At 36.8% G+C, this 21,145-nt stretch carries 20 protein-coding genes; 6 read left to right on the plus strand and 14 right to left on the minus strand.

What is annotated here, in order from left to right:
- Positions 1-609: 609 nt before the first annotated feature.
- A complete protein-coding gene (locus tag AEQSU_RS11155) occupies positions 610-1,743 on the minus strand; it encodes a lipoprotein N-acyltransferase Lnb domain-containing protein (RefSeq protein WP_014782970.1) in 1,134 nt (377 codons plus the stop codon).
- 362 nt (positions 1,744-2,105) lie between these two features.
- Complete coding sequence (locus AEQSU_RS11160; protein ID WP_042492445.1) at positions 2,106-3,173, minus strand: putative type IX sorting system protein PorV2; 1,068 nt, start codon at positions 3,171-3,173, stop codon at positions 2,106-2,108.
- A gap of 229 nt (positions 3,174-3,402) precedes the next feature.
- Here AEQSU_RS11160 and AEQSU_RS11165 point away from each other — a divergent pair, with 229 nt between their 5' ends.
- On the plus strand, positions 3,403-4,146 hold the full coding sequence (locus AEQSU_RS11165) for a CDP-alcohol phosphatidyltransferase family protein (protein ID WP_014782972.1): 744 nt from the start codon (positions 3,403-3,405) through the stop codon (positions 4,144-4,146).
- An 86-nt stretch (positions 4,147-4,232) separates the two neighbouring features.
- Here the strand turns inward: AEQSU_RS11165 and lptB are convergent, their stop codons facing one another.
- The 3 genes from lptB to AEQSU_RS11180 form a co-directional block, all read right to left on the minus strand.
- Complete coding sequence (lptB, locus tag AEQSU_RS11170; protein WP_014782973.1) at positions 4,233-4,973, minus strand: LPS export ABC transporter ATP-binding protein; 741 nt, start codon at positions 4,971-4,973, stop codon at positions 4,233-4,235.
- Positions 4,974-5,125: 152 nt separating this feature from the next.
- Positions 5,126-5,977, minus strand: coding sequence for a twin-arginine translocase subunit TatC (gene tatC, locus AEQSU_RS11175; protein ID WP_014782974.1), 852 nt, complete (start codon positions 5,975-5,977; stop codon positions 5,126-5,128).
- Positions 5,977-6,942: a KpsF/GutQ family sugar-phosphate isomerase gene (locus AEQSU_RS11180; RefSeq protein ID WP_014782975.1), complete on the minus strand. Its 966-nt coding sequence runs from the start codon at positions 6,940-6,942 to the stop codon at positions 5,977-5,979. Before AEQSU_RS11180 ends, tatC begins: the two co-directional genes overlap by 1 nt.
- A gap of 203 nt (positions 6,943-7,145) precedes the next feature.
- Between AEQSU_RS11180 and AEQSU_RS11185 the strand changes: the two genes are divergently transcribed.
- Positions 7,146-9,338: an ATP-dependent DNA helicase RecQ gene (locus AEQSU_RS11185; RefSeq protein WP_014782976.1), complete on the plus strand. Its 2,193-nt coding sequence runs from the start codon at positions 7,146-7,148 to the stop codon at positions 9,336-9,338.
- Between the two features lie 85 nt (positions 9,339-9,423).
- Here AEQSU_RS11185 and AEQSU_RS11190 read toward each other — a convergent pair whose 3' ends face one another.
- The 7 genes from AEQSU_RS11190 to AEQSU_RS11220 all read right to left on the minus strand — a co-directional run bounded on the left by AEQSU_RS11190 (position 9,424) and on the right by AEQSU_RS11220 (position 15,793).
- Positions 9,424-9,882 carry a hypothetical protein gene (locus AEQSU_RS11190; protein ID WP_014782977.1) on the minus strand — a complete coding sequence of 153 codons (459 nt, stop codon included), beginning with the start codon at positions 9,880-9,882 and terminating at the stop codon, positions 9,424-9,426.
- Between the two features lie 69 nt (positions 9,883-9,951).
- Positions 9,952-11,010 (minus strand): nucleoid-associated protein, encoded by a 1,059-nt coding sequence (locus tag AEQSU_RS11195; protein WP_014782978.1) that lies wholly within the window; start codon positions 11,008-11,010, stop codon positions 9,952-9,954.
- A 106-nt stretch (positions 11,011-11,116) separates the two neighbouring features.
- Complete coding sequence (locus AEQSU_RS11200) at positions 11,117-11,638, minus strand: IS1096 element passenger TnpR family protein (protein WP_014782979.1); 522 nt, start codon at positions 11,636-11,638, stop codon at positions 11,117-11,119.
- Between the two features lie 77 nt (positions 11,639-11,715).
- On the minus strand, positions 11,716-12,735 hold the full coding sequence (locus tag AEQSU_RS11205) for a COX15/CtaA family protein (protein WP_014782980.1): 1,020 nt from the start codon (positions 12,733-12,735) through the stop codon (positions 11,716-11,718).
- Between the two features lie 56 nt (positions 12,736-12,791).
- Positions 12,792-14,243, minus strand: a complete 1,452-nt coding sequence (locus AEQSU_RS11210; RefSeq protein WP_014782981.1) for a CCA tRNA nucleotidyltransferase — start codon at positions 14,241-14,243, stop codon at positions 12,792-12,794.
- Between the two features lie 3 nt (positions 14,244-14,246).
- Positions 14,247-14,810: an L-threonylcarbamoyladenylate synthase gene (locus AEQSU_RS11215; protein ID WP_014782982.1), complete on the minus strand. Its 564-nt coding sequence runs from the start codon at positions 14,808-14,810 to the stop codon at positions 14,247-14,249.
- Positions 14,807-15,793, minus strand: a complete 987-nt coding sequence (locus AEQSU_RS11220; RefSeq protein ID WP_042491936.1) for a glycosyltransferase — start codon at positions 15,791-15,793, stop codon at positions 14,807-14,809. Before AEQSU_RS11220 ends, AEQSU_RS11215 begins: the two co-directional genes overlap by 4 nt.
- Before the next feature lie 169 nt (positions 15,794-15,962).
- Here AEQSU_RS11220 and AEQSU_RS11225 point away from each other — a divergent pair, with 169 nt between their 5' ends.
- Entirely contained in the window at positions 15,963-16,757 is a 795-nt protein-coding gene (locus tag AEQSU_RS11225) for a glycosyltransferase family 2 protein (protein ID WP_083834445.1), read from the plus strand.
- Between the two features lie 14 nt (positions 16,758-16,771).
- On the opposite strand, the gene AEQSU_RS11230 is transcribed toward AEQSU_RS11225, so the two are convergent.
- Positions 16,772-17,719 carry a glycosyltransferase family 2 protein gene (locus AEQSU_RS11230; protein ID WP_014782985.1) on the minus strand — a complete coding sequence of 316 codons (948 nt, stop codon included), beginning with the start codon at positions 17,717-17,719 and terminating at the stop codon, positions 16,772-16,774.
- Positions 17,720-17,793: 74 nt separating this feature from the next.
- Between AEQSU_RS11230 and AEQSU_RS11235 the strand changes: the two genes are divergently transcribed.
- Both AEQSU_RS11235 and AEQSU_RS11240 read left to right on the plus strand, forming a co-directional pair.
- The gene (locus tag AEQSU_RS11235) at positions 17,794-18,663 is read left to right on the plus strand and encodes a hypothetical protein (protein ID WP_014782986.1); all 870 of its coding nucleotides are present in this window, start codon (positions 17,794-17,796) and stop codon (positions 18,661-18,663) included.
- Positions 18,664-18,749: 86 nt separating this feature from the next.
- Positions 18,750-19,535 carry a glycosyltransferase family 2 protein gene (locus AEQSU_RS11240; protein ID WP_014782987.1) on the plus strand — a complete coding sequence of 262 codons (786 nt, stop codon included), beginning with the start codon at positions 18,750-18,752 and terminating at the stop codon, positions 19,533-19,535.
- A gap of 36 nt (positions 19,536-19,571) precedes the next feature.
- Here the strand turns inward: AEQSU_RS11240 and AEQSU_RS11245 are convergent, their stop codons facing one another.
- Positions 19,572-20,333 (minus strand): glycosyltransferase family 2 protein, encoded by a 762-nt coding sequence (locus AEQSU_RS11245; protein ID WP_014782988.1) that lies wholly within the window; start codon positions 20,331-20,333, stop codon positions 19,572-19,574.
- 59 nt (positions 20,334-20,392) lie between these two features.
- On the opposite strand from AEQSU_RS11245, the gene AEQSU_RS11250 reads away from it, so the two are divergent.
- Positions 20,393-21,097: a polysaccharide deacetylase family protein gene (locus tag AEQSU_RS11250; RefSeq protein WP_042492448.1), complete on the plus strand. Its 705-nt coding sequence runs from the start codon at positions 20,393-20,395 to the stop codon at positions 21,095-21,097.
- Positions 21,098-21,145: the final 48 nt, after the last annotated feature.

Raw genomic sequence — 21,145 nt, forward strand, 5'->3', positions numbered from 1 at the left:
GTGTTCAGTGTTCAGTCGCAGTGATCAGTAGCAGTTTTCAGTCGTATTAATTAATTGTGGTATTCGGTTATCGGTTATCTGTAGGCGCGCGATTTATCGTGCGCCAATTTATTCCAAAAAACAAATGTTTAATATTCGAAATCCACTTGCACCCCTTCAATCTCAGTCTGAGCGCAGTCGAGGACCTTTCACCTCCGAAAACCATTTATATTTGAAAATCTGAAACTCAATAACCCTCCAATGTCAGTCTGAGCGCAGTCGAAGACCTTTCATCTCCGAAAACCATTTGTATTTGAAAATCTGAAACTCAATAACCCTCCAATGTCAGTCTAAACGCATCCGATAGCTATCGGATTGAAGACTCTTAACTCCCAAATCTATTTTATAATTGGTCTTCTGCAATATGTCTTGCCCTAAAATTTTAACTCACGGATACTCCATAGCAAGGCCATAGCAAAGCCATAGCAAAGTCATTAAAACGTAGGAAAAAAGCCCTTTTTTCCTACAAATTTATATCTTGCTTTAATTCTTACATAAAAACAATGTAAACCCCTTGTTTTAAAGCTAATTTAAACTCCCTCCCTTTGAAGGGAGGGTTGGGGTGGGATGTTATTCCTGCTTTCCAATAAAATATACTAAATAAACATAACGCACCGCCAAGGCAATTAACAACGGTAACAAGCCAATGGCAAAAGTCTGTACGCCGGTAATCCAATGAATACTCAATAGGCTTAAAAGAAGAATTAAAACTATTACATAGCGTTTCAATTTAGGAGAAATATTTCTTTTTGAAATGGCAACAATCAATACAATTGAAATAGGGAAGGCCCATAATAAATTGTAGTTATTTGCCGTAGCACTATGGTCCGTTGCGAACCAAAGCAGTAATAGGAAGATGCCAACCAATCCGGTAAAAAAGAAGATAAAGGTGTCTAGAAAGCGGCTTCTAGTTCTCCGATTAAAATCTCTAAAGGTTATAAAAACAAACAATAATCCCAGTAATCCCAATACAAATAGCGGACTCATCAAGAAATTATTTTCTATTGGAGTTGGACTATTTTCATAAAGATCAGTTGTTTTTTTTACTAGATTTTCCGAAGTGCCATTTCTATTTATAACTGCATTTGCAGCGCCTTCATAAACATAATCAGGGAGAAACTGATATTCTATTGGCTTTGCTTTTCTGTCTATCACGGCGCCAAGAGCAACGTCTATACCTAAGCTTCCCCAAGAGTTTGCTTGTAGGTTTTGTTGAATTAGCTGCCGAAAAGTAAGTTCTTCTTTTATATGATCTTCCTTAAATTCTAGCTTATTGCCTAAAACTTCTTCAACTACATCTCGGATTTTCGTGGCGCAGTTGTCAAAAAAGAAATCGTATTTGTATTTTTTGTTTTCTGGTTTTAAATTATTCCACAGATATTTTGAAACTGCTTGTTTTTCTGAAAGGGTTAAGTTTAACGTCTGCTGCTTCATCCATCGGTTTTGAGCCACATAGCGACCGTAGAAAGAGTCGAAATATTCAGCATCAATTTCATAAAGTAGTTTTCCTTGGGCAAACTTTAAGTAGAAATTTGGCGTATCAAAATCGTATGCCCCGTAATTAAAAACAACGTCAACACCATTCAAACTGTCTTGAACTCGAAATGCGCTATGTCCAAACTTATCATAAAGTTCTGCTCCTGGCCCGATGGTAATTATACTTATTTCTGAAGTTTCGGATAAGGGAACGAACTGTGCTTTCACTGAAACACAGATTAAAAGAAGGAGTAGGAGGAGGTAATTTTTTGCCACGGATTAAAAAGTTTCTGGTTTCTAGTTTCTTGTTTCAACCCTTCGATCCGATAGCTATCGGATGCGCTCAGGGTGACAGGTTAAAATTTAAGATTCAATGTTCAAAATTCAAGGTTAAAATAATATTTTAGTTGTCTTGAGTCCTGTTTCTCTTTCTTCTTGATTCAATATTCAACATTCAAAAGGAGTTCTATTTCAGATCTTAACCGTCTTGAGTCTTGTTTAATTTTTGTCCTGTTTAAAGCTGTCTTGGTTCAAAATTATCTTGATAATCATCTGTCATCCATCATCAAACATCCGTCACCAAACATCCGTCATCTAAAAATCTCCCAATCCAGTTTCAACGAAAATACATTGGAATAAAGCGCTGCACTTTGGTCGCCAATATCTGTTAAAGCGTAATCTACTTGAATGCCTTTATATCTAAATCCAACACCAATATTGGGCTGAAAGCCTACGGAATCGCTACCGTCCAGCTGTCTTATATTTTGAAAATTGCCAACTCCACCACGAACATAAACCATATCTATATATGCAAATTCAAGTCCGAGGGAAGGCGTAATACTCGCAAAGGAAGTGGAAATAACGTCATTGGTTTCCGCAAAACGGAAGTTTAAATCTACTTCAGCTAAGAGTGTAAAGTCATAGTGATAAACAAATTTACGTGCCATTCCCAATTGTAGTTTCGGAATGGTAATTTCAGTAGTTTCAGGCAATTCTTGGTTTTCACCATCTACCGCACCTTGTATTTCAGCAAACTTTTTTTCATCTATACTCCAAGCGTTGAAGGTGGTAGTAATATCTCTTGCCATAACACCAAACATCCATTTTTCTGTTCTAAATTGAACAGCGGCATCCAAGCCAAAACCCCAAGAAGAAGCAAAATCGCCAATAACACGACGAATTACTTTTGCGTTTACACCGTAATTTAAGCCGTCCAGCGGTAGTTTTCTGGCATAAGAAAACGTAAAGCCATAATCTGCTGTTGAGAATTTACTAATACGGTCGTAACGAATATTTCCTTCATCATCAATAAGTTGCGTGGTATTCAAAATATCATCCACCCCAAAACGAATTACCGAAAGTCCGACGGCGCTTTTATCATCAAGCGGCATTGCAAAAGCGGCATAATCATAATTGGCAATATTGGCAAAATAGGAAGCGTGCATTAACGAAATCTGTTTGTCTTCAAGATTTACAAGACCTGCTGGATTCCAATAACCAGAATTAACATCGCCAGAAGAAGCCGTTACTGCGTTGGACATACCGAATGCAGCGGCATCTACGCCAATGTTCATAAATTCGTTGGAATATTTTCGCACGGTCTGCGCACTTAGCGTAGCCGTTAATAATATAAGAAGGAGTAAAATTTTCTCTTTCAAGCTTGAAATTTTGGGCAAATATGACACTATTTTACAAAATACTAAACTATAAATTTATGCACATATTGTGTTTAGATAGCTTTGGACGGAAATACTTTGCTATTTTTACAAAATAGTCTATAATTATTTTTGAAAACAAGCCTAAACCGCTCGATTGAATCGATTTATAACTTGCGGAGTCGGTTCCTAAACGAAGCCGAAGGAACGCAAGCTAAAACACAAACGAAGTATGCTAAAACAAATTCCAAATATTATCACTTCTCTAAATATTCTTTGTGGTTGTGTAGCCATTCTTTTCGCAGTTTCCGGCGATTTGATTTCCGCAGCTTTTTTTGTATTCCTCGGAATTTTCTTTGACTTTTTTGATGGTCTTGCTGCTCGGTTGCTAAAAGCACAAAGTGAAGTTGGGCTTCAATTGGATTCTTTAGCAGACGTTATAACGAGTGGAGTAGCACCGGGAATCGTTATGTATCAACTGTTGAATCTATCCTTTTTTGGGCATATGCAAACTTTAACGGAAACATTTTCATCTGAAGGGTGGAATGTGGGAATCAAGAACTATCTGCCGCTTATAGGATTGATGATTGTAATAGCCTCGGCTTATCGCTTAGCAAAATTTAACGTAGATACACGGCAAACTTCTGGGTTCATAGGCCTTCCGACTCCCGCTAACACATTATTAATATTAAGTTTACCGCTAATTTTGCATTTCCAATATTCTGAACTTGCAGAAAGCATCATTCTCAATAAATGGTTTTTGATTGGAATGACATTGTTAAGCTGTATTCTCCTAAATGCTGAAATATCGCTCTTCGCACTAAAATTTAAAACGTGGGATTTTAAAAGCAATGTCGTTCGCTATGTGTTTTTGATACTTTGCGTGGTGCTTTTAGTACTGCTGAAGTTTTTGGCGATACCTTTTATTATTCTGCTTTACATATTGCTTTCTGTGTTTTGGAAAACGCCGAAATAAATAGTTGATCACGAATACACGAATGTTTTTATACAATAATTCGTGTATTCGTGGTCAAAAAATAAATGCTAATTTCCCGCTTGGAATTAAAATTCCAACTTCTTCTTACGAAGTTCAAAATTTTGTCCTAAATATACTTTTCGAACCATTTCGTCTGCGGCGAGTTCTTCGGGAATTCCGTGTTTTAGGATGCTTCCTTCGAACATTAAATAAGTTCTGTCTGTAATTGCGAGCGTTTCCTGTACGTTGTGGTCGGTAATTAGAATACCGATATTTTTGTTTTTAAGTTGCGCTACAATGCGCTGAATATCTTCAACTGCCACCGGATCTACTCCTGCAAAAGGTTCATCGAGAAGAATAAAATGTGGGTCGGTCGCAAGGGCGCGAGCAATTTCGGTTCTACGTCTTTCACCACCACTTAAAAGATCACCGCGACTTTTGCGAATGTGGCCTAAACCAAATTCCTCAAGAAGTAGTTCCATTTTGTCGCGTTGTTCTTTTTTGGAAAGTTTGGTAAGTTGTAATACGCTCAAAATATTGTCTTCAACACTTAACTTTCTAAAAACAGAGGCTTCCTGTGCTAAATAACCAATACCGTTTTGAGCGCGTTTGTACATTGGGTATTTGGTGATTTCTGTTCCTTCCAAATATATATTCCCGCCGTTGGGTTTAATCAGTCCAACAATCATATAAAAAGAAGTGGTCTTACCAGCACCATTTGGGCCAAGTAAGCCAACGATTTCTCCTTGGTTCACTTCCACGGTAATACCTTTAACAACCTTTCGGCCTTTATATGATTTTATGAGGTTTTCGGCTTTTAGCTTCATATCATTGGGTTGAAATTTTGCCGCGAATACACGAATGCTTTTTGGGCTTTTATGTTTTTTACCATTAATGCACGAATATATTAATTATTCGTTGTAGTCATTTATGTGACAATGCTTTTATAATTTGGAGCGCGCGATAAATCGCGAGCCTACTAATTTCTTGCTGCTTCTTTCTTCTTCCGCTTTTCCTCTTTCAACTGATTTTTGATTACAATTTTTGAGATTCTAATACTCACTTCATAAAGAATAAGAATCGGAACCGCCACGATTATTTGGCTTACTATGTCTGGAGGAGTAATTACTGCAGAAAGAACCAAAACAATTATCAATGCAAATTTTCTATATTTCTTAAGAATTTCTGGCGTTACCACCCCAATTTTTGTGAGAATATACATTAATATAGGTAGTTCAAAAATAATTCCACAGGCTAAAACGGAAGTCCGTACTAAGCCAATATAACTATCTAGGTCAAACTGATTTATAACTTCGTCACTTACCTGATAACTTCCCAAAAAGTTTATAGATAAAGGCGTAATAAGATAATACCCGAACAATACGCCAATAAAGAAAAGAAAAGAAGCGATGATTATAAACCCGCGACTGGAATTGCGTTCTTTATCTTTTAATCCGGGACTGATAAATTTCCAGAATTCATATAAAATATAGGGAAAAGCGACGATAATTCCGGCATAAATGGACGTCCACATGTGCGCCGAGAACTGCCCAGCCATCGTTCTACTCTGAATTTTAAAGGGCATTTCCTGAAAACAGAAGGTATCCAATCCCAAAGAGCGCGAAATATCGCAGAACAGACTATAAGTTATGAAACCTGGTTTTGAAGGTCCAAAAATAAGGACATCAAAAATAAATCTTTTGAAGATAAATGCTATAACAGCAAGTATTAAAACTGCAAGCGTAGAGCGCACAAGATGCCAGCGTAATTCTTCTAAATGGTCCAAAAAGGACATTTCTTTTTCTGGGGAATCGTTTTTCTTTTTCTTCATTAAATTATTCCCTCTTTGGTGAGATTATGAATGTGTACCACGCCACAATATTTACCTTTTTCTTCGGCTAGAATTTGAGTTATACCGTATTTGTCCATCATTTCCATGGCATCAACAGCCATGGCGTTGTTGCCTATTCTTTTGGGATTCTTGGTCATAATGTCTTTTGCGGTTAAGCCTGTAAAGCTATCGGTTCTCGTTAACATACGTCTTAAATCGCCGTCTGTAATTATACCTACAATTTCATCGTTTTCCACAACAGCGGTTACACCGAGCATTTTTTCAGAAATTTCAACAATCACTTTTTTAACGTCTGTGTCTGGGCTTACTTGTGGTTTTTCATTCAAAGATGTAAGATTACTAACGCGTAAATATAACTTTTTTCCCAAAGAACCACCCGGATGAAATTTAGCAAAATCTTTACTTGAAAATCCTCGTAGATCTAAAAGACACATTGCCAGAGCGTCACCAATTACCAACTGTGCTGTAGTACTGGCGGTTGGCGCGAGATTATTGGGGCAGGCTTCTTTTTCAACATAAGCGTTGAGCACAAAATCTGCTTGAAGTCCCAAAAAGGAATCTCGATTTCCGGTTATCGCAATCAATTTATTATCGATGGCTTTTATAAGTGAAACAAGAACCTTTATTTCGGGAGTGTTTCCACTTTTCGAGATGCAGATAACCGTATCGCTTTCTTGAATTGTCCCCAAGTCGCCGTGAATTGCATCTGCGGCGTGCATAAAGATTGCTGGAGTTCCAGTAGAGTTTAAAGTTGCAACGATTTTCGTGGCTATATTGGCACTTTTGCCTATTCCGGTAACTATAACTCTTCCTTTGGAATGAAAAATATATTCCACCGCGCCCGAAAATTCTTGATCTACCAAATGGGCTAGATTTGCAATGGCTTTACTCTCTGTTTCTATGGTGTTTTTGGCTATGGAAATAATCCTGTCTTGCTTGTTCAAAATTTTAATGCTTTTGAATGTTTGTAACTGTTTCAGAAATTAGTATATTTAGAAGTGAATTAAACTTAAATTCAGCTTTATTAAATATAGATTCTATCTTTTAAGATGCAGTCAACTTAATACGGTTGCAAAATTACAACTGTTAATCTGTAAAACAATGTATTGTTGACTAAAACTGAATTGAACATAAAACCCCATATAACGTGGCAGAGACTGACATTTACGCAGCGCTAAAAAAATATTTTGGATTTACTCGCTTTAAAGGCCTGCAAGAAGAAGTAATAAAAAGCATTCTTCAAGGTAACAATACGTTTGTGGTTATGCCCACAGGCGGTGGAAAATCCCTTTGTTACCAACTTCCCGCACTTATGCAGGAAGGTACCGCAATTGTGGTTTCGCCACTTATTGCCTTGATGAAAAACCAAGTGGATGCCTTGAGAGCCCTTTCTTCTGAAGAAGGAATTGCTCATGTTTTAAACTCTTCTCTCAACAAAACAGAGGTTAAAAACGTAAAGGCAGATATTGCCAGCGGCATTACGAAATTACTTTACGTTGCTCCCGAATCCCTCACCAAAGAAGAATACGTTAATTTTCTGCAAACCCAGAAAATATCTTTTATGGCCATAGATGAAGCGCATTGCATCAGCGAATGGGGCCACGACTTTAGACCAGAATACCGAAACTTAAAAAGTATTATTCAGCGTATTGGGGACAATATTCCAATAATCGGACTTACGGCTACTGCAACTCCAAAAGTGCAGGAGGATATACTGAAAAATCTTAATATGCAGGATGCCAATACTTTTAAAGCATCCTTTAACCGTCCTAATCTGTACTATGAAATAAGGCCGAAAACAAAAAATGTAGATTCAGACATTATTCGTTTCGTAAAACAGAACGAAGGTAAAACTGGAATTATTTACTGTTTAAGCAGAAAAAGAGTAGAAGAACTCGCGCAAGCATTGCAAGTGAATGGTATAAAAGCTGTGCCTTATCATGCTGGTCTAGACGGTAAAACCCGCGTAAAACATCAAGATATGTTTTTGATGGAAGACGTAGATGTGGTTGTTGCAACCATAGCTTTTGGGATGGGGATAGACAAACCAGACGTTCGTTTTGTAATTCACAACGATATTCCAAAGAGCATTGAAAGCTATTACCAAGAAACAGGTCGCGGCGGAAGAGACGGTGGCGAAGGGCATTGTCTGGCTTTTTATAGCTATAAAGACATTGAAAAGCTCGAGAAATTTATGAGCGGCAAACCCGTTGCCGAGCAGGAAATTGGACACGCTCTTTTACAGGAAGTGGTTGGTTTTGCTGAAACTTCTATGTCCCGAAGAAAATTTATTCTTCATTATTTTGGGGAAGAATTTGACAATGAAACTGGCGATGGCGGAATGATGGATGATAATATGCGCTATCCAAAAAAGAAACACGAAGCAAAAGATAATGCAAAACTGCTATTAGAAGTAGTTTCCAAAACCAACGAGCAGTATAAAAGTAAAGAGGTTGTAAACGTTTTAGTAGGGAAAGTAAACGCCCTCATAAAGTCCCACAGAACCGATGCCCAACAATACTTTGGTACCGGTGCAAACCAAGATTCCGCCTATTGGATGGCATTGTTACGTCAACTTTTGGTAGCTGGATTTTTAAAGAAGGATATAGAAACCTACGGAGTCATTCATTTAACAGATGCCGGGAAGAAGTTCATAAAATCACCAACTTCGTTTATGATGACGGAAGACCATTCCTTTAAAGACGCCAATGATGACGTGATTGTTTCGGCAAATAAAGGAGGTGAGGTTTTGGACGTAAACCTTTTCAAAATTTTAAAAGCAGAACTTAAAAAGGTAGCACACGATTTAGATTTGCCGCCATTCGTAATTTTTCAGGAGCCTTCTTTGGAAGATATGGCGCTTAAATATCCTGTAACTATGGAGGAGCTTTCCAACGTTCACGGGGTAGGAGAAGGAAAAGCGAAAAAATATGGTAAGTCTTTCTTAAAACTGATTCAAAATTATGTTGAAGAGAATGATATTATCCGCCCAGAAGATTTCGTAGTGAAATCTACAGGAAGTAATAGTTCGCTCAAATTATACATCATTCAAAACGTGGATCGCAAACTTGCCTTACCAGACATTGCTAATGCCAAAGGCCTTGAAATGCGTGAGTTTATAAAGGAAATGGAAGCCATTGTTTACAGCGGCACCAAGTTGAATATAGATTATTGGGTGGAAGAAGTTTTAGACGAAGACCAGCAGGAAGAAATTCACGAATATTTCCTTGAAGCCAAAACTGATAGCATTGAAGAAGCCTTAGAAGAATTTGATGGCGATTATGACGAAGAGGAACTGCGTTTGTACCGTATTAAATTTATCAGCGAAGTTGGGAATTAAACACCATTTGTTTCTATGAATTTTAATTCTATTTTAGGATGTTAGACGCACGGCCGTGCGTCTCTATCGCCGCCGCTCTGAGTTTTTACAATTCTACCAAAACCTCATAAACGCCATTTTCCATATTCTGTGAAAAATCTGCTCCTTCAAGGGTTAATTCATTCAAAACAACATTTGAACAACATTCTCCATCAACCTTTTCAGCATCCACGTGTAAAGCGAAAATTGTAGTTTCTCCTACTTTTAGAAGATAGTTTGCAATATTAGTTCCCCACCCAAAAGGCCCTAGGCCGATTGTATTTCTGTCATTTTCAGCATAGAAAGTAAATTGTACTAAAGAATTATTATTATCCAAATCGAAAACTTTTATATCTGCTGGATTAAAAGTTGTGTTGGTAAAGAGGTTTTCGCCCGTTACCTTGTCCAAAAGTTCAAAATTTAAGCTCAAAGGGCCGGTTGAACAATCATAATCACATTTATCTATATTGCAGGAATTAAATGTGAAAGCTGTGATGAACAAAAAAATAAAACCTATTATTTTCATGATTTATTGATTAGATATGGCGCGCGATAAATCGCGCGCCTACTGAAAACTGCGACTGAATACTGAACACTAACTCTTCTCTTCTTTGTTGAAATACACCAAATAATAATACATCTGCTTTTCTTCATCCCAACCTTTTTCAACAAACTTTTCGGCGCTTTCGGGATTGATGAAATCTAGTTTTATTTGAATGTTTGTATCCAGATTTATTACATTTTTAATTTTCTTTCTTGCTGCGGTAACTGCTGTATTGGCAATAGGAAACGTGGTTAAATCTTCGATGCTATATTTAGGTGCTTTTTCACTTTTATAATGACGGAACTCTGGCAATAAATCAGGGTTATCTATCACATCGTTCATAAAAGCCGTTTCTTCAAAGGTGTCATTTTTAGCGAAATGGTTTACGGCGCGATTCATAAACATTACTTCCTGCTTTTTGTCTTCAGCAGGCAAAACAACATCTTTTGCGAAATCTTGACAGAATTTTAAATATTTTTTAGTGTGAAAATTATCATCCGCAAGCGCTTCAACGCCTAGAAAACTTTCCAGCCAATAACGTGCGTCATAACGGTTACTATCAACAGAAAGAATTTTATATCCTTCCACTTTATTTGAATTGAAAATAAGACAGCCTTTGTCCAATTTGTTTAAACTAACGCCGTGCTGAAGCATTGCATCCAGCTGATTTCCTTCTTCAGAAAATTGAAGAAAATCCTGCTTCAATTCACTTTTAAAAATTCCGATGGCATCCATTTTTATGTTGTCCAATTGTACGCCTTCAAGATATGCAATGTAAACTTCGCCACTTTTGATGTGTGGATGTTCGGATTGATTGTAAAGATAAGTTGCAATTTTGCGGCTCTCGTCGTGAATATTTTCCGGATTGTCAAATATTTTTGTAGTGCTATTGAACAGTTCATGAAACTCTAAATCTGCTTCGTGTGAAAATTTAAAATAGTTTTCTTCTTTATCGCGAAAAGGTTTCAGAAAAAATTCTTTCAACAATGGCGTAAGCTCATCGTTAGTTTTATAAGGTTCCGCAGAAAGAAAAATCGCTTCATTTCTACTTTTGTTACCCACGCGGTGGATGGAAAGGGATTCGATGTGGGTACTAAAGAGGTTTATCATATTTTTAAGTGCCTAAAGACTGTAAAGTGTCTAAAGTTAAAAGTTAATTATTATTGAGTTAGAAAGTAGTGAGACTGCCCACTGATACTGAATACTGAAAACTTTTTTAATTCCAGTTTTCGTCAAAATCTAGATTGTCGTAATCTTCTGGGTCTAGGTCGAATTCTTCGTCAAAATCGTCATCATCATCGCCATCAATTGGTTCTGAAGTGAATTCTTTTTCAGGAGCTTCTTCGGGAATTTCTCCGTGGGAGTACATTAAATTTGGATAAATCTGACCGCTTTCAATTTCGGAAATATCGGCCAGTTCAACCATGAAAGTCCACATATTTAGGAAATCGTACACATATAATAGTCGTGTGTCTTCTTTGTCAACCACATCTTCCAAATAGGTTTCGCCCATAATACGGACGCCACCTGGCTCATCGCTTACGTCAAAAAGGGAAATTTCTTCGTCTTCTTCCCATAATTCGTTGGTGGTATAAAAAGAAGCCATTTCCTGCCCATCAAACCCAAAGGATTGCGTGATGGCATTATGAAAATCTTCCAAAGTGGCTGAAGATTCTATTTCGATGTCGCGGAAAACGTCTTCGTGAGTGTCGAGGATTATTCTGAAACGGTAAATCATTTTTCTAAAATTTTTGGTCTGCAAAGTTATTAAAAAGTGTTCATTATTCAGTTGCAGTTTTCAGTTTAGCTGTTGTTTTATTTTGAAAAACGGTGCAATACAAAAGTCATTGCAGCAAGCAAGAAAAACGCTGTTACTTGGTGCAAAACGCCTAAAATTACTGGTACATGGAGGATAAGGGTGAAAACTCCTAAAGTAAATTGCACTAAAACCAGAATCAATAATATATTTATTCCGTTTTTCTGCGGCAGGGTTAGTTGCAATTTTCGGGTTCTATACCAAATGAAAAATATCATTGCGACTACTGCATAAGCCATATATCGGTGAAAAAATTGAACACCACTTCTGCCTTCAACAAAATTTCTCCAAAGAGGAACTTGTTCTGTGTAAACGGTTTCATGAATCCATTCGCCATCGTTCATCAATGGCCAATGGTTGTGAATTAGTCCAGCATCAAGTCCTGCAACAAAAGCGCCCCAGATAATCTGGATAAGTAGAATTGCTAATCCAAAACGAATTATATTTCGGATGTGTTTATTGATTTCTTTTTTCACAGGATACCACAAATCCATAGCCACCCAAAATGTATAGGCGAAAGTGATAAAAGCAGTAGTTAAATGCATGGCAAGTCGATAATGGCTTACATCCGGTCGGTCCACCAATCCACTTTTCACCATATACCAACCCAGAAATCCTTGGAATCCTCCCAAAAACATCAAAATTATGGCTTTTTTAATGGTGGGTTTGGTGAGTTGCTTTTTCAGAAGAAAATAGAAAAAGGGAATTATGAAAACCACGCCCAAAAGTCTTCCAAGTACGCGATGCAGCCACTCCCAGAAATATATATCCTTAAAATCCTGCATACTGAAGTGATTGTTCAGCTTTTGATATTCGGGGAATTGTTTGTAATGGTCAAATTCCGCAATCCATTGCGCTTCATTTAATGGAGGAAGCGTGCCAGAAATAAGTTTATAACTAGAAATTGAAAGTCCAGAATGTGTGAGGCGTGTTATTCCGCCCACAACTACCATTACAAAAATCAGGAAACATCCTGCTAGGAGCCAGTAGATTACTTTTTTGTTGTCTTTGTTTGCCACTATATATGTTTTTTATTCGTGAATTCGTGGTGGTTTTTTTACCACGAATTCACGAATTATTTTTTAGATCCAATCTTCATTTTCCCCTTTGGGGTTAGGGGGACTAACCCAATCTCTTTCCCTTTTTTCAACATAAACTCTCTTGCCGCTTCATATTCATTGGGAATATCACCTTCAAGAATTGCTTCTTTGATGGCATCTTTTATAAGACCAATTTCGCGGGAAGGTTTTAGATTGAATGTTTCCATAATTTCTTCCCCAGAAACTGGCGGCTGAAAATTTCGAACTTGATCGCGTTCTTCTACTTCCACGATTTTATCACGTACCAACTGAAAGTTAGCGTGATATTTGTTAAACTTCTTAGGGTTTTTCGTCGTGATGTCTGCTTCGCAAAGCGTCATTAAATCTTCTACATATTCGCCTGCATCAAAAATCAAGCGGCGCACGGCACTATCAGTAACTTCACTTGCCAAAACGATAGGGCGGGAGCTCATTAAAACCATTTTTTGGACGAACTTCATCTTATCGTTTAAAGGCATTTTTAAGCGTTTGAAAAGCTTATAAACCATTTTCGCACCCACAAATTCGTGAGTATGAAAGGTCCAACCTAGTTTTTTATCAAATCGTTTGGTTGGTGCTTTGCCTATATCGTGAAGCAATGCCGCCCAGCGAAGCCAAACGTCATCCGTGGCTTTTGAAATATTATCAACCACTTCCAGCGTATGCCAAAAGTTATCTTTATGCGTTTGTCCTTCTTTTTCATCAATGCCTTGCAATGCTACCAATTCTGGCAAAATAAAAGGTAGCAAGCCTGTTTTGTGCAAAAGCGCAAATCCTTTTGAAGGCACTTCTGAAAGCAGAATTTTGTTCAGTTCATCCACAACCCGTTCTTTGGAAATAATTTTTATACGTTCCGCGTTTCGGATAATAGCATCCAACGAATCTTTTTCAATTATGAAATCCAATTGCGTTGCAAACCGAATGGCGCGAAGCATCCGCAATGGGTCGTCGCTATACGTTATGTCTGGATTTAAAGGCGTTCGGATTATTTTTTTCTGAAGATCTTCAACGCCGTTGAACGGATCTAACAATTCGCCAAAATTATCGTTGCTTAAACTTAATGCCAAAGCGTTTATGGTAAAATCCCTTCGGTTTTGATCGTCTTCCAAAGTGCCGTTTTCCACGGCTGGATTTCTACTTTCTTCGGAATAGGATTCCTTTCGGGCACCAACAAATTCAAGTTCTACTCCGCCGCTTTTTAGCATTGCGGTGCCGTAGGTTTTGAAAACGGAGACTTTTGGTTTTCCAGGAAGGAGTTTTGAAACTTCTTCAGCTAAGTCAATTCCGCTTCCAACGGCAACTATATCAATATCTTTTGCCTCGCCACGTTTTAAAAGGAAATCGCGTACGTATCCGCCAATTACATAGCTTTCCAAATTTAAGTTCTGGGATGCTTTGGAGATGGTCTTAAATAATGGATTTTGAAGCGCTGTTGTGTAATGTGACATTTTTTACTTCCGAATAACTTTCACAGAACCATCATTTTTCAACTTTATAATCGCCGATGGTTTTCCTGATTTTTTATCGTGGTGCAAATTTACAACATAGTCCACGCCTTCCAAAATTAAAGGGTCTATTTCGGCATAGCTTTGTGGAGTTTTTTCGCCAGAAAAATTTGCCGAGGTAGAAACGAGTGGTCTTCGAAATCGTTGTATTAGTTTTTTACAGAATTCATCCTTCGTTACGCGAATTGCAAGAGAATTATCTGCTGCAATAATATTTATTGCAACGCGGATTGGATCGTCGTATATGATTGTGGTTGGCTTTTTGGCGTATTTCAAAATATCATAAGCTACTTCTGGCACGTTTTCAACATATTCGTTGAGCATTCTAAAATCGTGCACCAAGCAGATTAACGATTTTTCGTCACTTCTTTTTTTCAACTTAAAAACTTTTTCCACCGCTTCTGGATTGGTGGCATCGCAACCTATTCCCCAAACGGTGTCTGTAGGGTAGAGGATGAGACCGCCTCTTTTTAGGATGGTCAATATTTCTTCTATTTCTTCTTTCGTCATGATACTAATTTTACTTGATTCTTCTCTGATTGATAGGTAGGGTTTTGGGTGTGAAGTGGTTCTCCAGCAATAACTTTTTTATATAGTTTTATATATTTCAAAGTCATTTTTTCGGCGTTGAAATGTTCCTTTGCGTAACTATTACAACGTTTTGGGTCATATTTAAAATTTCGAAGTGCTTCTGCCAATTTATTAGAATCATTGGATGCTAAACCAACTTCTGGAGTTAACAACTCAGGCAGCGAACCATTTGTAGAGCAAAACACGGCGCAACCTGCATAAAGGCTTTCAATAACTACCAAACCAAAAGGTTCGTGCCATTCCACAGGAAAAACTAAGGCTTTGGACTTTTCCATTACCTTCATTTTTTCAGCATCGTCTAACATTCCCAAAAAAGTGATATTTGGATTTAAAATATATTTGAAACCACGTGTAAAATTGCGAGAAGTCCAACGTTCGCCACCCATCACCATTAGTTTTCCTTTCGCTTTTAAAACAATTTTAGCAGCTCCGAATACGTTTTTTACTCTTACGGATACTTTTCCTAAGAAATGGAAATAGGTTCGCGGTTTATCTAAATCTGGCGTACCGTAATCTTTCCAATACAAGCCATTATAAACGAAAACGTCAGAATTATGACGTTCTGCTTGGTTTTTTGAAATAAAAACGGTGTTGGGGTCTATGTGTTCGTCTGGCTTCGGATTGCCGTGCATTGTTATAATGTAGGGCTTATTTATAGACTGTCTCGGTGGGTAATTGAAATGTACAATATCAACATTTTCCGGTATTTGATCGTTGAGACTTTTGGTATGGTCTAGTGCGATGCTGTCGGCAAAATCGCCAGTAAAACCGTCTGGAACTAAGAAAGTTACTTTATGGCCAAGTTCGTTTAAACATTTCCCAAGCCCCCAAATAACACGTTCCGTTCCTCCGTATTTTAGCGCGGGAATTGGGCCAGACCAATCGACTATTAAAATGTGCATTGTAATTTCTTTGGTTGTTAATCTCGAAGTTCGTTTGATAGTTCTGAATTTCAAAATTAAGTTATTGCGAAGGTATTGATTTTGAATTTTGAAAACGAACGGTTGTTTTTATATTTCCTAGTTTTGTTGCCTTAAACCAAACTAAACAATTTTTATTTTGTCCGAAACCATGAATAAGCTACTAAGTGTCATTGTCCGAACAATGGGTAAGGATATGGAATTGCTTAAAAAAGCGATAGATAGTATTTTCCGCAATACTTATCCGAATATTGAGTTAATCGTAGTGTTTCAAGGAACGGACGATGCGTTATTTCAAAAAATTGAAAGTGAAGTTTCAGCAGTTTGGGAATATAGAAAAATTCAATTTATTCAGAACAAAACCGATGAAGATGAACGTTCTAAAAACCTGAACTTGGGTCTTGAAGCTGCTAAAGGATTATATATCGCTTTTTTGGATGATGATGATTATGTTGCGGAGAATCATTATAAAAATTTAATTTTAGCTATTGAAAAAGAGAAAACCGATCTAGCGTTTTGTATTGCAAATGTTGTTGATGAAAAAGGACAACCTAAACCAGGACTTTTTGAGGAAAGATATATAGACAAGTTGTCCTTTTATAAAGACAATTTTATTACAATTCATAGTTTTGTGGTTACAAGAGAAGTGATTGAACGTTTAGATTTAAAATTCGAGGAACGGCTTCAATTGGCGGAAGATTACCTTTTTTTGCTTCCAATTTATATGAAGGAAACTGTTAGTTTTGTTGAAGAACGCAGCTGTTATTACAGAATCGTTTCCAAAGAATCCCAAAGTTTTACGGCTTATGAAGAAAGCGGAAAGCGCGACCAACAATACAAACTTCTCAAAACCTTGAGAAGACAATATAAACCATATTTTTTTCAAAAATGGTTTATGAAAACTAAAAGATTACTTGGATTGGTTTATCAGGTTGCGGAAGATTAAGTTACTTCGCTCTCTTAAATCTTATCAGTTTTCTCAAGCTGTTTTTGACTGTGCCTCAAAGAATGCGACAAACTTTCACCTCGAAAAAGCAGAAAATTCAGTAATACTCGATACTTCGGTTTAAAAGGTGCTTTGTAAAAATAGGTAAACAACAAGAAGTTTTTAATTGTCCAAAATTTAAAATACCCAAGATTTTTTCGAACCACATATAAATAGGAAATCAAATGTTCTTTCTCTAGCAATCTGTTGCCAGCGCTTTTTCCTTCTAAATGAATATAGCTTAGAATTGGCAAAAAGACAGTTTTGTAACCAAGATTTTTTAAACGATAACAAAGGTCGAATTCTTCGTAATATAGAAAAATATTAGGGTCGAAGCCTCCACATTCACGATAAGCATTTGCGTTGAAAAATAAAAAACTGCCAATCACGAAATCCACTTGGGTTGGAGCGTTTAGTTCAGCATTTATTTTAACGATTTTTGAATCTGTTTTATATAAAAGTTTTCTTCCTAATATTTTGTAGCGAACCCCTTCAAAAGGACGATGCGAAATAGTTTTTTTACCTTCGCCATTAAGTATTTGAATTCCGCAAAGGCCAACGTCTGTGCGGCTTTTCATAAATGAAATCATTTCAGAAAAACAGTTTTCTATAAAAAGTACGTCACTATTTATAAAGGCGAAATAATTTCCAGAGGCTTCTTGCGCTCCAAGCAAATTTCCAGCGCCAAAACCAAGGTTTATTTGGCTTCGCACTACTTTGCAATCGTTTGTATTTTGAAATGTATTTTCAAGTGAAACCCCTTCGTTGTTTGCGGATGCATTATCTACAATTATATATTCCACAGAAAAATCGTGAGGCGTATATTTTTTAATCGAAGCCACACAATCCAAGGTTAATTGAAAAGTATTATAATTAAGAATTATGACCGAAACAAGCGGTTTTGCGGAAGTTGTTTTTTCCAAAATTTAATCAGTTTGGTTTGTCAAAGGCTTTAAAAATAGGCTATTTTTGTGAAACATCTAACCATTGCAAAGGTATGTCTAAAAAAATTCACGTTGGCTTTTTGCTTTCTTACGATTATGAAAACCTAAAAAAATCTATTCCGCCAGTCTATAAAGAAGCTGATGCAATTTTTATAGCCGAAGACAAGGAATACAGAACCTGGTCTGGCGAAAAGTTTGAGGTTTCACCATCATTTTACGAGTGGTTGAAAGAGTTTGATACCGAAAATAAAATTCAGATTTACAAAGAGGATTTTTACATTCCTAAACTTTCAGCGATAGAAAACGATACGCGTGAACGCACATTACTTTCAGAAAAAATGGGCGTTGGTAACTGGTTGGTGCAAGTAGATGCGGATGAATATTTTATAGATTTTAAAGGATTTGTAAAAACACTTCGGAAGTATGATAGTTTTCTTAAAAATCCTGAGAAAACGCCAGTTCAGATTGCGGGTTTTCTGATAAATATGTACAAATACACCGATGATGGTTTACTTTATGTAGATAATCCTACAAAGGTTTTGCTCGCCACCAACTATCCAAAATACACATTCGCGCGCCAAAACCGCAAGCGAATAATTTATACAGATAATCTTTTGATGCACGAGTGTATTTCTAGAAGTGAGAAGGATTTAATGACCAAATTAACAAATTGGGGACATTCAAAAGATTTTGATATTGAAAAATATGTTGAAAAATGGCGCTCGGTGAACAAAGATAATTATAAAGAAATGCAAGATTTTTTCTATCTGCAACCCGAAGGTTGGAAAACGCTGGATTATATTGGTTCAAAAGATATGGAGGAAATAAAGCAACGGTTGAACCAAAAACCAGAGTTGCATCCAACGTCATTCTTTTTGTTTAAAAAGAATATTGGACAATATTTTAAACATCTTTTTAAATGAAACATTCATTATAATATTTTTAATATACAGCAAAATAACTATTTGGATGTTCCATATGTCCTTTAAAAAACAAATATTATAGACAGATGAAAACTTCCTTATTAATTTCAACATACAACTGGCCAGAAGCATTGGAATTGGTGCTTTTGAGTTTGCATATTCAAACAGAAAAACCTGACGAAATTCTAATTGCAGATGACGGTTCTTCTGAAGAAACAAAACATTTAATTGAAGGTTTTCAAAAGAAATTAATCGTTCCAATCCATCATTTTTGGCACGAGGATAAAGGTTTTAGGAAAGCAATTATTTTGAACAAAGCCATCGCAGCTGCAAAAGGCGACTACATAATTCAAGTGGATGGCGATTGCATAATGCATAAGGATTTTGTGCGCGACCACAAAGCCTTGGCGCACCCCAATGTGTATCTTTTTGGAAGTCGGGTGAATATTCAAGAGGAATTTCTTCCGAAGTTATTCGCTTCACAAAAGATAAAATTCAACTTTTTTGCTGAAGGCATTAAAAAGCGAACCCGAAATCTACGTGTTCCAGCGTTGAGCAACCTTTACAAAAACACCGATGAAGTTTCAGACAAAATGCGTGGATGCAATGTTTCCTTTTGGAAGAAAGATGTGGTCGCGGTAAATGGTTATAACGAAGAATTTGAAGGCTGGGGGAGAGAGGATTCAGAATTAATCATACGGATGATGCACAATGGTGTTTTGGGTAGAAGACTGCGTTATCGCGGGATTGTTTACCATATTTGGCACAAAGTGAAAGACCAAAGTCGTTTTGAAATTAATGACACTTTGCAGGAGAAAGCACTTGTCGAAAAAAGTAAATGGTGTGAAAAGGGGATTGATAAATACTTGTAAACATCTCTCTATATCTCCCTTCAAAGGGAGACTTTTTTAATCAATCTTCCGATACAAAAGCCACAGATTCACATACCTTTTAAATACCGAGAAAGCACTTACATACGCCAAAACAAAACCTTCCTTGCCATCTAAAATTCCCAATCTAAAAATAAACTGATTTAAAAATCTATAAAAGGGTCGGAACAGAAAATGGTAGTAGTTCGGTTTCTTTCCTTTTTTGTAAAGCATTTGTGCTTGCAATGCGCTATATCGGTGTGCTTTTGCTGTGTAATCGTCAAAAGATTTGTAGGTGTGGTGCGGCAAAGTGTTTTTCAAATTTTCACTTTTGCCTTCAACTTCTAAAGTTTCGTGCACCAAATTTGCGTTGTATTCGCAATGATTTCTATTGAAAAAACGCACTACGTAATCATTCTGTAAACCGCTGTATTTAATGCGTTTCCCCATAAAATAGAAATCGCGCTTTACGAAATAAGCTATTGCTTTTGGGTTTTTGGATGTTTCAATTATTTCGTTTGCTAGCTCGGGAGTTATCTCTTCATCCAAATCAAAAAAAGTAACCCAATCATTTTTAGCTTTTGAAATGGCGAAGTTTTTTTGAACAGAAAAGTTGTCGAAAACACGCTGATAAACTGTAACTTTCTCGTGTTTTGAAGCAATAGCAACAGTTTCATCACTACTGAAAGAATCTACAATAACAATTTCATCCGCAAACCAAAGACTCTTTAAATAGGCCTCAATATTGTGCGCTTCGTTGAGCGTAATTGCGATTGCGGTAATTTTTACAGGGTTTTCCAAAAATGGGTTGTAGTTTGCGTAAAAGTAATAATTTTACAGGGATAAATTTGAAAACTGTTATGGCGAAGCTACCTATTTTAATGTATCATCACATTACCACTGAAAAAGGAAAAGGGCTGACCATTTCCGTTGAAAACCTTGAAAAGCAATTCAAACATTTAGCTGAAAACGGTTACAAAACCTTTCATTTAAAGGAAGTGTTTGAAATGAAGGAGCTGCCGAAGGGAAAAAATATAGTCATAACTTTTGATGATGGTTATGTTAGCCAGAAAGATTTGGCGCTTCCTTTGCTGAAAAAGTACAAGCTAAAAGCCACGTTCTTCGTTCCACTTGATTTTCTTGGAAAAACAGATAGTTGGAATACTTCTTCTTTGGAAATAATGACTTTGGAGCAATTAAAATCACTAGATTCAAAAATAGTGGAGCTTGGTTTTCATTCTTTTTATCATGAAAAATACACAGAGCTTTCTAATGCCGAAATAGAAGCGGACACTCGTCGATGCGTAGAATTTGTTTTTGAAAATAAATTGAATTTTTCAGCTGCTTTGGCCTATCCGTATGGTAAATTTCCAAAGGAAAAAGCGGAACTTGAAATTTTCAAAAGAATACTTCAGCAAAATGGAATTCATTTTGGTTTGCGAATTGGTAACCGAATAAACAGTTTTCCGTTTAAAAAACCTTTCGAAATAGAACGAATTGATGTGAAAGGTGAGTTTTCATTATTAAAGTTTCGGCAGAAAATCAGATTCGGGAAACTTTTCTAATTCAACCCTTCGACTGCGCTCAGGGTGACAGATTTCAGATTCAAAAAA

The sequence above is a fragment of the Aequorivita sublithincola DSM 14238 genome (genome assembly GCF_000265385.1).
Taxonomy (GTDB): Bacteria; Bacteroidota; Bacteroidia; order Flavobacteriales; family Flavobacteriaceae; genus Aequorivita; species Aequorivita sublithincola.

What these genes read in the sequence shown, in the direction of transcription:
- tatC (WP_014782974.1), bottom strand. Translation starts at nt 5,977, where the DNA reads ATGAAGAAAAAGAAAAACGATTCCCCAGAAAAAGAAATGTCCTTTTTG.
- AEQSU_RS11250 (WP_042492448.1), top strand. Translation starts at nt 20,393, where the DNA reads ATGGCGAAGCTACCTATTTTAATGTATCATCACATTACCACTGAAAAA.
- AEQSU_RS11165 (WP_014782972.1), top strand. Translation starts at nt 3,403, where the DNA reads ATGCTAAAACAAATTCCAAATATTATCACTTCTCTAAATATTCTTTGT.
- AEQSU_RS11225 (WP_083834445.1), top strand. Translation starts at nt 15,963, where the DNA reads ATGAATAAGCTACTAAGTGTCATTGTCCGAACAATGGGTAAGGATATG.
- AEQSU_RS11200 (WP_014782979.1), bottom strand. Translation starts at nt 11,638, where the DNA reads ATGATTTACCGTTTCAGAATAATCCTCGACACTCACGAAGACGTTTTC.
- AEQSU_RS11220 (WP_042491936.1), bottom strand. Translation starts at nt 15,793, where the DNA reads ATGCACATTTTAATAGTCGATTGGTCTGGCCCAATTCCCGCGCTAAAA.
- AEQSU_RS11195 (WP_014782978.1), bottom strand. Translation starts at nt 11,010, where the DNA reads ATGATAAACCTCTTTAGTACCCACATCGAATCCCTTTCCATCCACCGC.
- lptB (WP_014782973.1), bottom strand. Translation starts at nt 4,973, where the DNA reads ATGAAGCTAAAAGCCGAAAACCTCATAAAATCATATAAAGGCCGAAAG.
- AEQSU_RS11215 (WP_014782982.1), bottom strand. Translation starts at nt 14,810, where the DNA reads ATGACGAAAGAAGAAATAGAAGAAATATTGACCATCCTAAAAAGAGGC.
- AEQSU_RS11235 (WP_014782986.1), top strand. Translation starts at nt 17,794, where the DNA reads ATGTCTAAAAAAATTCACGTTGGCTTTTTGCTTTCTTACGATTATGAA.
- AEQSU_RS11240 (WP_014782987.1), top strand. Translation starts at nt 18,750, where the DNA reads ATGAAAACTTCCTTATTAATTTCAACATACAACTGGCCAGAAGCATTG.
- AEQSU_RS11190 (WP_014782977.1), bottom strand. Translation starts at nt 9,882, where the DNA reads ATGAAAATAATAGGTTTTATTTTTTTGTTCATCACAGCTTTCACATTT.
- AEQSU_RS11210 (WP_014782981.1), bottom strand. Translation starts at nt 14,243, where the DNA reads ATGTCACATTACACAACAGCGCTTCAAAATCCATTATTTAAGACCATC.